General features: G+C 27.5%; 5 protein-coding genes. All 5 read left to right on the top strand.

The features are described 5' to 3' along the window. The first annotated feature begins 29 nt into the window (after positions 1–29). A complete protein-coding gene (locus MYPE_RS03615) occupies positions 30–3,884 on the top strand; it encodes a DUF3713 domain-containing protein (RefSeq protein WP_011077519.1) in 3,855 nt (1,284 codons plus the stop codon). Positions 3,885–3,905: 21 nt separating this feature from the next. Beyond that, positions 3,906–7,703: a DUF3713 domain-containing protein gene (locus MYPE_RS03610; RefSeq protein WP_011077518.1), complete on the top strand. Its 3,798-nt coding sequence runs from the start codon at positions 3,906–3,908 to the stop codon at positions 7,701–7,703. Between the two features lie 32 nt (positions 7,704–7,735). Next, the gene (locus MYPE_RS03605) at positions 7,736–11,629 is read left to right on the top strand and encodes a DUF3713 domain-containing protein (RefSeq protein WP_011077517.1); all 3,894 of its coding nucleotides are present in this window, start codon (positions 7,736–7,738) and stop codon (positions 11,627–11,629) included. 95 nt (positions 11,630–11,724) lie between these two features. After that, positions 11,725–13,056, top strand: a complete 1,332-nt coding sequence (locus MYPE_RS03600) for a DUF1600 domain-containing protein (RefSeq protein ID WP_011077516.1) — start codon at positions 11,725–11,727, stop codon at positions 13,054–13,056. A gap of 174 nt (positions 13,057–13,230) precedes the next feature. Further along, positions 13,231–14,820, top strand: a complete 1,590-nt coding sequence (locus MYPE_RS03595; RefSeq protein WP_011077515.1) for an APC family permease — start codon at positions 13,231–13,233, stop codon at positions 14,818–14,820. The last annotated feature ends 120 nt before the right edge of the window (positions 14,821–14,940 follow it).

Below are 14,940 nucleotides of genomic sequence, written 5' to 3'. Positions count from 1 at the left end.
TACTATAATATTAAATATTTGGTTTTAAGATGAAAAAAATAAAAAACAAAAAACAAGCTTTTAAAGCTTTAGGTTTGCTTGCATTTGGTGTGACACCAATTGTTTTATCTTCTTGTTCTTCTTCTAGTACTTTAATTTCTAGAACTGTTTCTAAAGGAAATGGTTCTGCTTTATCTTCTAATACTACTTTAAGTAATTTTGCAGATAATGCATTAAATAGTGATACTGGAATGAAAGAATATATGCAAACAATTGCAGATGACTTAATTCTTAATTGATTATATAAATTAAGTCAAACTTCAAATGTTAGCTTTTCTAACTCATATAATAATCAAAGAGCTCAAATTAATGAAGATTATAAAGATTTAGTAGATTCTTATAAAAAGACTCATGGAAGTTCTTGAGCTTTAAAATTTCAACAAGAAGTTTTAGATCCAGTAGGTGGAACTGAAGATGCTTATAAAAAAGATAAGTGACATTCATGAGCTACTAGTCAATTTGAAACTTATTTATTTAATACAGATTATTTAACTTATGAAGATGCAAATAGTAATATTGTTGATCAAAGTCAATTAAGTTCAAAAACTGTAAGTGATTTATATACTGCATTGCAAAGCCAAAAGTTTAAATTTGCAGTTCCAACTACTAATACAAATGACTATGACAAAGAATATGCACAGTTCATGCAATACATTTGAGATCAATATGTGCAAATTGAAAACCCATATGTTGTTGATATGTCATTATGAAAATATGGTACTCCAACTCAAGGTATTGACCAATACTATACATTTGCTGAAAGTACTACAACTACTGAAAATGATTCAAGTGATGATTCATCTTCAGATAGTGATTCAGGATCAACTACTACTGCAAATGCCGGAAACTATATTTATCCATATTTTGGTAATGATTCATCAACTTCTTCAACTTCTGCAACAGGGACTTTAACTAAGTTTGCAAATTTTGTTAATTCAGCAAATTCAGCAACTGATACAAATGTTACTTTGCCTTCTACTGGTAATGGTGGTTCAGGTGGAGGTTCTGGAACACAAGTTAAAATTCCTTTTAAATCTTCTTATGATACTAACGGTTATGGATTATTAAATATTCCAAATTCTTATACAGATGACTCGTCAACTTATATTCTTGCTAAAAATACTTCTATATATAGTGATCTATATATAGAATTTGCTGCTGCTAGTAGCTACTTGTTCTGAAGAAATAATGGTATTACAGATGGTAATACAAATTTTGAATATTCTGCAGATGCAACTAATAGTTCTACACATTATGGCATAGATTCAATAGATAGCAATATTCAAAAAGCTATTGGAACAATTAACAATAGTAACTTAGATCCAGATACAACAACAGGGTTAGATTTAATAACAAAACAATTTGTTTCTCAAACAGATATTTTTTCAGGTTCAAGTGGGAAAAACTATGAATTAGATTTAGATTCTTCATATGTTAATCAGATAATTACTAAAAATGGTAAATTGAATGGTTTAAGAGACAATAAATTATATGTCGTAGATTCATTTATTCCCAGTGATAACAATTTAACTAATTTCATGCTTTTAAGAAACTCTGCTGGGGTTCATGCAATAACTATTGATGGTTATTATTTTATTAATGGTTCAAGTAATCAAACTTCAACACTAAGTGTTTCTGAAAAGAAAAAAAGAGCAGGACAAGTTGTTTTATTTAGATCACTATACAACAACTTAACTAATAAAAGCACTAATGAAAGTGACTATAGTTTTGCAGTTGATGTTCAAAGTGAACTAAAAACTTTTTATACAAATAATCTTACTTGATTAATTTATAACTATGCTCAAACAGAAGGACAAAATCTATTTGAGATGTCTTCTCTAACTTCTTTAAGTGACAGTGAAAAAACATTAGCTACTGCAATTAATAATTATTTGCATGAAGTTTCATATTATACAAAAGTAGATGATTACAACAAAGCTTTATATAATGGTAAAAGCACATATAGTGCAAACTATGGAATTGATGTATATAAAAATGGATTAGCAGCTCCTTGAACTTATGAATCTTTCACAGATGCAGATGCTACAAAATATGATTCAAACTCTGTTATTTCTTTCCAAGTTGCAGCAACAGCTAGTATAGTTAAAGATCCTTTTGCTACAGTTGCAAATGGTCAAACTGCACCTACTAACAACTATGATGGATCTACATATATTTCAAATACTAGTTTAAAATCATCTATTACTACATTAACAAATACTTTAACAGCATTAAGTAATGTGTCATTTGAAGGGTTTAGATATTCACAATATATTTACTCAAATTCTTACTATGTTAATACTGTTCTTATAGCTTTTGGAGCTGAGGGTTCAGATTTACAAAATTTAGTTAAACTTAATTATTTAAAAAGTTATGTAAGTTCATATTTTGATGATTCAACATTACAGTTTAAAAGTGCATCAGTGGGATCACAAGACATAAAAGATTATTTAAATTATGGTCTGTCTAATTTCTTTTTTAATTCTTCATTTGATTCGAATACAGTTAAATGATTAAAATTTGGGGTTACTGAAAGTTTAGCTTGAAACAAAGTTATTGAAGCTCAAACAGGAGCAGTTAACAACCAAAAAGAAGAATTAAAAAATTATAAAATCAAACTTTGAAAACAAGAAAACCAAGTATTAACTTCAACTGCTATTTCAAACTATTTAAGTTTATATACAACTGTAGCTTCAGTTGTATATATGATAGAAAATAATGCTAGTTACTTTTTAAATTATTTATCTACTCAAGTAACAATTGGTTCAACTGCATATGTTGCATGACAAACTTCTCAAAATGAAGTTTTAGAAAAACAAGCTGGAACAGATGCTACTCAACTATTAAGTGCTAGTGTATTAAAAAGAAATGTTAATAATAACTTTGTTTCTTCATATATAGGTGGAGAAAATTTATATACTACAAGTGGTAATTTAACTATTACTTATGAAACAGATTTAAACAAAAATAATTGAACAGATGTTTCAAGCCCTAATATTGGTGGAAAATCTTCTTATCAAGATTCAACTACTGCTACAAACTACTATACAGTTTCTAGTGGTATGTTAGGTTTCTTGGGATTACAAACAAATTCTACTAATTCTATGAATTCTTTAATTACAGATAGAATCTTTACCAACTTATCAACAGACAATCCTAATGGCACTGGAATCTTGTATGGATATGGTGATAGTTATGACTCACTAATTAGTTATGTTCAAAATATAACTAACATTAGTTCTATTAATACTATTGCAAATGATTTAGCATCAAAACTAAAACAATCATCTTTAAAACAAGTTGCAGATGATAAGAAGTTATCTTTAAATCAAAAGAAAGAAAGAATAGTTACTGCTTTGACTAATTTAAAATATAATTCTTCAACAAGTATTTCTCAAGTTTTCCAAGCAAGAAATGGAATTGTAAATGGCACTGAAACTTCAGAAAACAATAATAAAGGATTTATTACAGATTCAGCTAATCCTACAACTCAATTCTCTTCATATGTTATTCAAATAAATAATAGCAACTTATCATCATTAGATAGTTTTATTACTGTTCTAAAAAATAATAATGGAACTACAGGTTCTTCAGGTACTCCAACACAAGAACAAAATGCTTATGATATTTTCTCTAACTTAGTTGTTCAGCAAGCAGTTAATACAACTTTACAAAGTACTATCTTAAATTTAATCATTGCTTCACAGGGTAAAATTAATGCATATGATGTAAGACTATTCACATCTCTTGGACCACAATGATTAGAGAACTGAAAAGTTACAAATGGATCTTCATCTAGTTCATCAGGTGATAGCAGTAGTGGGGATTCTTCATCAAGTAGTTAATGGAAGTTAAGGGTATAGATTATGAAAAGAAAGAATATTAGAAAATTAATGTCTATGTTATTTACAGTTGGTGGAGTTATTACTGTACCTGCTGTTTTAACTTCTTGTAGTTCAATTTCAAGTGATTTATTAAATGAACTTGTAAGCAAGGGAAATGGTTTAAACATTGCTTCTAACACTTCATTAGCTGATGTTGTGAAGTATTCTTTAACAACTAGTACTGGTAATAAAAAATGATTATCTCAATTAGTAAATCAAGCAATTTACAATTGATATAATCATTTATCAGGTTCATCTAGTCAATCAAGTGAAAGAGCTGGGTATTCTAGAATTTTAAATACTCAAACTAAAACTATTAATGATGACTGAAAAGACACTTATGATTCTTCTAGAAAAAGTGAAGGAAGTAACTTTAATTTAAAATTTCAACAAGATACTTTAGATCCAAATGGTGGAACTGAAGATTCTTGAAAAAGACAAAAATGATTGGATTGAGCAAGCTCTACTTTCTCAACTGATCTTTTTGCTAATTTATATTTATCAGTAACTGATAGTAATGGTAACTATGTAAATCCAACAGTTGAGATTCTTCAACAAGCATTAGAAGATAGTTCTAACACTTCTGGTTCATACAAGTTTTCTTTCTCTTCAAAAGCTCTTAATAAATCTGTAGATACTTATGTTGCTACTGAATATGCAAACTTCCAAAAATTTATTTTTGATCAATGAGTTCAATCTGAAAACCCATTCATGATTAACTATCTTCAATGAAGTTATTCAAACCCTGAAGAAGGATTGGATGCAATTTATGATAAAGATGCAATTGGGATGTCAGCAACTAGTACTACTGCATCTGCAAGTTATACTTTCCCATACTTTAATAACACAAAAACTAATGATACAAATAGTAGTGTTTTAAAATACCAAAACTTTGTTGGTAATGCATCTACATCAAATGTATATATTGATACTGGTTCTAAAGCTGCTGATTTAGGATTAACAAATTTAAATAGAACTGGTTTATATTCTGATGATACTTCTGCTAGTTATAAGCTAGTAATTAATACTAGTTCTTATAGTGATTTACAAGCTCCTTTAGCACTAGGATCAACATATCTGTTTGATACTGCTTTTACTGTTGCTAGTTCAGGTTCTAGTGGAAGTGGTTCTGCTACAACTGGAATTGATTACACTGAAAGAAGTAAGTTAACTAGAGCAACTGCAACTACAACAACAGGATCATTAGACCCTATTACTTCTAACTTTATAGTTTCTGATAAAGAAGCATTAAAGAATTCAACTTTAAGTTCTACTGGATCTAATTCAAATACTTCTACATCAACTTATATTCCCTATACTCAAATAGCAGATAGTTTAGTTAAGAAAATATTATCTTCTGGGGCTTATAGTAGTTTAACTACAAGTAGTGGTGGAAGTGGAGGTTCATCTAATGGTTACCAAACAGCAAATGGTTTATTTGCTATTGATGCATTCATTCCATCTAACAATGGACTAAATAATGTTTTATTTTTAAGAGACTCAACTGGTGTTTATGCAATTACTTTAGATGGTGAAAAATATATTTCACAAGCAACAACATTAAGTGATGCAAAAACTAGAGCTGGTAATGTTGTTTTATATAGACACTTACAAAATAAAACAAATTCTAATGCAGGGTTATCAATTGATTTATCTTCTAGTTTAAGTACATTCTTTACTAATAATAAAGATTGATTAGTTTATAAATATGCAACTTCACAAACAACTCAAAATCTATTTGATTTTAACTTTCTAAGTCAAAGTGAAAAAAATGCTTTAAATGATTTAACAACATATTTATATATTGTTGATAGATATCAAAGAGTTGAAACTTACCAAGAAGCTGTATATTCTAACAAAGCTACATATTCTGGAAATTATGGAACTAAAACTGTATTAAATGGTTTTGCTTCACAATTCCCTTATACTTTCACAAATAGTGCAAGTGCAAATACAACAACTTCAACTGCAGCAACAATTGGATACTACAAACAATTAAGTACTTTGAAATTAGAAAACCCATTTAGTGACACTGCAATCAATAGTTACTTCACTACTGATCCATATGACACAAATAGTGGAATTTATAAAAAACTAAATGAAAGTATTTCTGCATATGTTAGCTCATTATCTATTAGTCCTTTAACTTCTTCTTTTGCTGGTTTTCAATATAGTGAATATATTCTTACAAATGACTTCTTTTTAAACCAAGCAATATTAGCGGTTGGAAATGATGGTAATTTATTGAGTGATTTAATTAAGAAAAATATATTAATAGATGCATTTAATACAAATCATGCAAATGCTTTAACAAGCACTGATTATATGGACTATGATTCATATGAACTTAAAAATTTCACAAGTTCTGTAACTGGATCAAGTTCAGATGATAAAGATTATATTAATAGTGCATTATCAAATTACTTCTTCAATTCAACATTTAGTAGTAGCTCTAATAAATGAACTAGATTAAAAGAAACAGTAAACACAGATTATAGTGATAGTACTAAATCTACTTATCAAACTATTTCTTATACAAGTTTTGATACTTACAGAAGAAATATGTGAGTAGATAGCAATCTAACTTATACTAGTTCTAGTGCAGATAATTATGTTTCATTTTTAACTGTTTTAGCAACAATTGATTATTTACTAGAAGGTAATGGAAGAAATTTTATAAGCCAACTATCTTCTAAATTATCAGATAGTGATAGTAACTTATCATTCTTAGTGTGAGAAGGAAGTTCTGATGCAAATTTAGAAACTGGGAAAGCAATAGCTAAAAACCCTTCATCAAGTACAACTGGAACTGATAAATATTTATCAGATGCTACAAAGTTGTTGTATGGTGATACTACAGATAAGCAATTATTAATTACTAATAATGCAAATTCCCAATCATCTGCATATTACCCTAGTAAATCTAATATAAATACATATGTAGATCAAAACAATAATAATTCAACTTTCACAGACTCTACAACTTCATCAAACTACTATACACATGTTGCAGATATGAATAGTTTCCAAGGAATCCAAACTAATGTATCTTCTTCTAACATTTCTTCATTATTAACAGCAACATTATTCACTACTCCTACAACTTATAACACTAATAAAACAGGGTTACTGTATGGGTATGCAAGTAGTAAAGAAAATTTAAAGACATTAGTTAGAAGTTATTCTAGTTCACAAGTAACTGCATTTGCCAATACACTAGGAAAATTATTTAATATTGATACTTCAAATATTAATGATGTGGATTCATTAACTACATTGATTGATGACACTGCAAAAATTCCAGAAGATGCTTATAAACCAAGAAATGGCTATATAAATGAAGGAAATTTCTATAAAGATTCACAAGATAATGTTAATAACATGAACTATGGATCATTTGTTATTCAATTATCAAGTGTAGATTTAAACAACAATAACAATGGTGCTAATAACAATGGTGCTAATAACAATGGTGCTAGTGGTTTCTTCAATTATTTAAAAAACAGTTTTAGCACAAGTGATCCAGCTACTAAACCAACTTCGTCTTCAACACCTTCAACACCAAGTGCAACTAATTCTGAAGCAGAAAAACAAGCTAGAAGTGTATTTTGAAACTTAGTAGTTCAACTAGCAACAGATTCTTCAATCCAAGGAACTGCAATATCAAGTTTATTGACAAACACTACAACCAATAGAAAAGTAACAGTATATGATGTTAGGTTGAATAACCAATTAGGTTCAAGATGAGCATCAAATTATAAAGACCAATCTAGTTCTTAATTTAAAAAAGTAATACAAAAGGAAAGATTACAATGAAAAGAATAAATAATAAATTTATTAATAAAACCAAAAAAGGAAAATTATTAAAATATGGATGAACTTTAGGATTGGGAGTAATTCCTGTAATTGCTTCTTCTTGTGGGGTAAGTTCTACATTAATTAAAAATTCTTACATTGTTACTGGTGATCAATTCACTAGTAATCTTTCACTTTCTAGTATTGCTACAAAATCATTACAGTCAACTAGTGGGATGTCTGCTTATTTAAAATCAGTAGTAGACAGAATTCTTTATAACTGATTAGTTAATTTAGGTAATAACAATAGTGAATATAAAACACTATTGGATAACCAAAGAAATTCAATTAATAACAGTTACAATGATTCAGTAAAAAGTTATAAAAAAACTCATGGAAGTAATTGAGAACTTAAGTTTCAACAAGAAGTTTTAGATCCAAATGGTGGAACAAAAGAAGCTTATATTAATAGTCAATTATATTCTTTTGCTAGATCTACTTTTACTGATAAATTATTTTCTACATTCTTTTTATCGGTTTATGATACATCAACTAATAGCATAGAAGTTTATCCAAGCAAGGATGATATTTTAAATGCATTAAAAAATACTTCAGGAGTTAATGGAACAAATTCAAATTTAAAATTTAAATTTGATAACAAAGTTGATTTAACCACTAGTGCAGATGCAGAACCTAATAAATCATTTGCAGCATTCCAAGATTACATTTATCAAAAATATGTTGAATATGAAAATCCTTATATTGTTGATAATGTTCAATGAAATTATTCAACACCAATTGGATCTGATGGAATAAATTCACTTTATAAAATCCCAACTAATAGTTCATCTGGAGATGGTGATTCAAATAGTGGTGACTCTTCAGGGGATTCGTCTTCTGATGGAAGTACTTCTTCAACAAGTTCTTTTGTAACAAGAAGATCAAATTCTACAAGTGAAATAACACCAACTGCAGATGATGATTCTTCATCTGGTGATAGTGGAGATTCTGATAGTGATAGTGGTACTACAACTACTGTAAATTCAGGGAGTTATGCATTTCCTTATTTTGGTAATGAAAATGGAACTAACACTTCAGGAGGGACTGTTAAGAAATTTAGAGAATTTTTAACTAAAGCTATTTCTAAGTCTAATTTCATAGAAACTAGTGATACTGATGTAGGTTTAAAAAATATTGAAAAATCACTTACCGATGGTGATTCAACTTTAAAATTTGTAAAAAATAGCACTATCTTTAATGATCAAAGTGCAGAATATGCGTCTGCAGTTTCTTACTTGTATGGGGTGCTTGGCAAAACAAATGGTTCTAGTAACTCACAATTGCAAGATATAAGTAACAATATAAAACATAATATAGATTTAACTGCAACAACTTCTTTTGATAACATTACATCAAATTTCATTTCAACTAGCTCTCTTTATACAACAAGCTCTGGAAGTTCATCTGCAAATATTTCATATTTAAAATTAGATAAGTCTTATATTTCAAACATTATTAAAACAACAGGTTCTTTAAGTAGTGTGGCTAATAGTGATTTGTATGTGATAGATAATTTTATTCCAGGTACTGTAAAAGTTGATGGTAGTACATCATCTAACAATTCTACCAATTCTTTAGATAAGTTTATGTTCTTTAGAAGTTCTACAGGTGTTGAAGCAGCTTCAATTGATGGAAGCACTTTAATAGAAAAGGCTACAACAGTAAATGATAAAAAAGTAAAAGCAGCTAATGTTGTATTGTATAGATACTTCATGGGAAATCAAGGACATTCCAACTTTACAATAGATTTAAGTTCAGAGTTATCAACATTCTTTAGTTCTAATATTGATTGACTAATTTATCAATATGCAAATGATAGTTCACAAACAGGAATTGATGGAACTTCTCTTGGTAGACAAACAATGTTTGAATTAAGTGATATTAGTGTAAGTGATCAAGCATTAGCTAAGGCTATCTCATTTTTCACACCAGCTTTAACTTACTACAACAATATTTATTCAGCTGCAGAAAAAATGTATGCTGCTAAAAAGACATACAACCAAAATTATGGATATAGTGTTTATAGTAATGGTTTTGCATCTAATTTTAACTATGCATATGGATCAATAGATGATGCTAAAAACAACTATGTAAATCCTAATATCTTTTATGAAAATGCAATGTTAGCTTCAACTGCTAGTAATCCATATGTTGCTACTTCAACAACAAAAAATGCTAACACATCATCTAGCAGTAGTGGCACTACTACTTCATTATATGCTCAAGTATTATCTACTATAAATGCAGTGGTCAATGCAATTAATAAACAAGATGCTGATTACAATAGATACACACAATACTTATATTCAGATAATTATTATGTAAATGCTGCAATGACTTCAGTATTATCAAATACTAGTTATGTATCTGCTGAAATTCAAAATCCAGTTTTAACTTCTTATATTAGTAATTTTTATTCTGTTACATCAAATAATAACAATTACAACACATTTAATTTAAGTTCTACTAATCCTTTCTCTTCTTCTGGTAATTCTTCAATAACAGACTTACAAAATTATTTACAAAGTGCACTTTATAATTTCTTTTTCTTAAGCAACTATATTGGAGAAACTAATAGTTTATTTTCTTTTGGGGCAACTACTAATACTAAAACTGTTTCATCTATAACTACAAGTAATAATGCTACAAATCTATTAAAAAATATTAGAGATTATAGTTGGGATTTATGAAATGATAAAAATGCTTTAGATCCTTCTACTCAAGCATCTAATTACAATACTTTATATAGAACAGTTGCAAGTATTAAATATCTATTAGGAACTGATTTATCTAACTTCTTACAATATATGAGAAGTTATATAGGAAATGAAAAAGCTTATGTTGCATGACAAAATTCTACCAATACAAATGTTGGTGCTTTAAAAACTACAAGTAGTTACACAACTCCAACTTCTCAAAGTTTAGTTACTCAAGAAAATTTATCAATAAACACTAATAATGCAATTTATGGTAATTATGTAGGTAAAAGTCCATATAATAGTTCATCAAGTGGTGGATCAAATTCAAATGCTACAGCAAATGCTTATAATTTAGAAACTAATGCTTCTTACCAATCAAGCATTAATACAAGTTATTTTTCTTCTACTTCTAATAACTTAACTACAATGAATGGTAGTTCTACAAATTCTGTAAATGTTGGATTTATGGGATTACAATTATCTTCATCTAATAGTTTACCTTCAGATGTTGCTAATGCATTATTCACAAAACCATATGATTACAATATTGGAACTACTGGTGCTTTTTATCAATACACAAGTAAAGAAAACTTAAAAGCTGAAGTATCAAATATTATTACACTAGCAAATTTAACAACACTAGCAACTAATTTAGATACTGTAACTAATTCTAAATATAACTTCAGTGGAATTATAAACACTACTAAATCATTAAATGAAAAGAAAGCAGATTTAAATGCTGTAATTGATTCAATGTCTGATAGTGATCAGTTATTTACTCAATTTAAAAACTATGTTGGTGTTTCAACAAGTGGTACAACTACTACAATTAATTCATATTCATCTGATGCAACTTCAGTTGCTAAATATGGAACATATGCAATTGAATTAAAAGCAAGTGACTTTAATTCACTAAGTTCTTTACAAACTGCTCTTGGTGCAAGTAGTAGTGATACTAATTCTTACAAAGTGGCAGATGAAATTATATGTAACTTGGTAGTTCAATATGCTTCACAAGCAAGTAATCAAACTAATTGAATATCAAATATAGTTGGAACTAATAAAGTAGATATTTATGACATTAGAGCATACAATGCAATTTCAAGTGATGGAATTACATGAGTTAGAAACTTTAAAACAATTTCAAAATAATAGCAAAATAAACAAGACATAAGCTAATCTGTCTTGTTTATTTTTTATTAAAATATATAAAAATTTTAGTAACTCTAATATTAAAATTTTTGTGTATGATAAAAAACAAAAATCTGATTTTCAAAAATAGTATTTTTAGATCTTCTAACTTATCAAGTGAGTTAAAAGATTTTTTTATATCTATTTTTAATAAGAAACATCCTGATAATTATTTAAAATCAGAGTTTATTAAAAATACTTTTGTATCATCAAGTTTATTTTTAATTACTATATTGCTAATAGTTACAGGTTTTTTTGGATATTATGGAAACAGTGGAAACTATGTAATAAATGATAGATTAAACTTAGTTGGTAATAGTGCTGATCAAATGCCTCCAATTGGAGAAAGTAATCCAGTTACTAATTGAGCAAATTTAGGAATGATTCCTGCTAACTTAAGAGTAATTAGAGCAGTCTTTGATTTAGCTATTGTTTGAACCTTATTTTTTTATCTATATAGTATTAAGATTGGATTTATTTATATTAAAAGAAAAGCTAAACCATTTTATTGTTTATTTCCTTTTCTTAATTTAATTCCTATCTTCTCTTTGACTTTCATAATAGTTAATTGTTCTAAAAATATAGATTTATTAATTATTAAGTATCAAGTTAATAAATTTTTTAGTAGTGAAGATTTCTTATTAAGACAATTTAGAATTGGTTCTAAGAAAAGATTACTTTTGTTATTAGAGTGAATTATTTATTTGCCTTTAATTCCAATTTTATTTATTTCTGATTATAGTGATTCTCAATTAAATAACTGGGGAAATAATTTTTGATTTTATACTGTTTCATTTTTTACATTACAAGGTAATATGTTAGTTTTCTTATTTGTTACCTTAATATTATTTTTTCCAGGATGACAAATATTTAAAAATAATTTATTTCAAATTATGGCAACTACATACATTACTATTGTCACTACAGTGTGATGTTTAATATTATTACCTAACTTTATTTTGACTAATACTTTTCCAATATCAATTTATGGGAAAATATCTACAATTTGAATTCATATAGTTACACCTTGAACTTTTATATGACTATCAATTTATTTAATGAAAACAACTTATAAGTTTCAGTGTCATAGAAATATTTTTAAAACTGCAGCATTAGTCATTGTTTATCCATTAATGTATGCTTTGTATTTAATTATTTTGCCTTTTAATACTGGAGTATCAGTTTATTCTTGGGTTACTAATTTAAATCCAAATCTTGCAATCTTTACAAATTATTTAGATTCAGGTTCAGATATCAATTTTGGAAACCCAATTTATTCAGTATTTTTTGTATTGCAAGAAATCATTTTTGTAATAATTGGTTTAACTTATATTGTCTTTAACTACAAATGAGTTGATAGAAATAATCGGAAAATGAATTTTAATTAATTTCAATTTATAAAAATAAATTGTGGTAGACTTTATTAATTTAAATAATAGTTTATAAATATTATTAAAAAATAATCAAAAAATATTAAACCTATAATCCTACTTAATTGTTGATGGGTCTAATCTTATTATGATAATTTTCAAAAAATAGAAAAGGAGGAAGAAAAAACTTTTATGGACTTAGCAACAGGAAAGAAAATAGGTTTTTGAGCATCATTATCAATAACCCTAGGTTCAGTCATTGGAATTGGTATCTTTTTAAAAAATGGTAGTGTAATGAAAGCAATTGCAGAAAGCAATGGTGAATTTAATTATTTCAATTTTTGAGGATTGATTTTATCATGGGTAATTGCAGCTATTATTTCTTTATTTGCAGCTTATTCTTTCTCTGAAATTGCTACAAGCAAACAGAATAAGAGTGGATTAGCTGGATGAGTAGAAGTATTAGGTGGAGTAAAACCAGGATTTTTCACAAGAATTGTACACTCAGGATTTTACTACTCAGTATTATTAGCGTGTTTACCATCAATTGCATTAGAAGGGTTATTTAAAGCAATTAATAATGCTATTAATGGACCAACAGCTACTATGCACTTTGGTTGAGTATTTTTAGCAGGATTTTGTTTATTTATAGGATTAACAGCTTTAAACTTCTTTGCTTTAAAACTATCTAGTAGAGTTCAATTTGTTGGAACTATTATAAAAATGTTCCCACTAGCACTAGCAATTGTTGTTGGATTAATTGGAGTTAATGATTCTCATGTAATTGATAAAGGTACAACAGGTTTAGCACCAGGTGCTTTTTATCCAACTACAGATATGCAATTCTTTAATTTTTCTGGAATAATTACAGCACTTCCAGCAGTACTATTCTCATTTGACTCATTTTTAGTTGTAGGAAATCTTGCAAATGATGTTAAAAAACCTGAGAGGAATGTTCCTTTTATAGCATTACTAACTATAATAATAAGTTCTGTTATATACATCTTAATTTCAATAGGATCAGGTTTAACTGGAGAAAGCTCAGTAAGTGGTATATTACAATCATTTTTACCAGACAGCCCAAAAATAGCAAGTACAGTAGACATAATTGTTAATGTCTTTATTACATTAAGTGCAGTCTTTGTAGTAAATGCAATTCAAATGGGTTCACTAAAAAGCTGTGAAGGGTTAATTGCTTCAAAAGAAATTATGTTCTACAAAAACTTAGAAAACCTAAATGATAAAAAAGAAAATTTAGGAACACTAGTTTTATACTTAATTCAAATTCTTTTCTACATGCTTCTCTTTGGAATTCCAGCAGTAGTAATGAATAATGATGCAATTTTAGATAGTGCTACAAATGCTCCAATCTTAATTTTCTTCTTAGTATATGCATATACTATGATTATTGGGATTAAAGATAGATATACTAAAAAACAATGTAAGAGAGTTAAAGGGTATGTATTTACAGCAAGTGTTGCTTCTGTATTAATAATCATGGTCTTTATATATGTAATGTTCTACAACAACATTTATTTAGCAATTGTTAATGCTAATAGAGTAAGTAGCTCAGGATTATTCTTCTCTAATGGAGATGCTTGATATACAAAATATGATGCAATTTTATTCTGATTAATGTTTATTTGATGTATTGCTTTCCCAGTGGTAAATTACTTTGTTATTAAAAAACAAACTCCAGTGGATGAAAGAATGACAAATAAATTATTTAAACCAATAAAATGAAATAGTTTTATTAAAACTAGAAAATTTGCTACTAAGTAAACCAATTTCTTATTAAACTTTCATTGGATAATAACAATGAAAGTTTTTTATATAATTTTAAAATTTGTAATTTAAAATTTTATTTTTAATTTAAGATATTAAGGATATATAAAAATCTAA

Origin of the sequence: Malacoplasma penetrans HF-2, assembly GCF_000011225.1 — a bacterium.
In the GTDB taxonomy this organism is placed as follows: Bacteria; Bacillota_I; Bacilli_A; order Mycoplasmatales; family Mycoplasmoidaceae; genus Malacoplasma; species Malacoplasma penetrans.
This window is presented reverse-complemented; position numbering and strand designations above follow the sequence as displayed.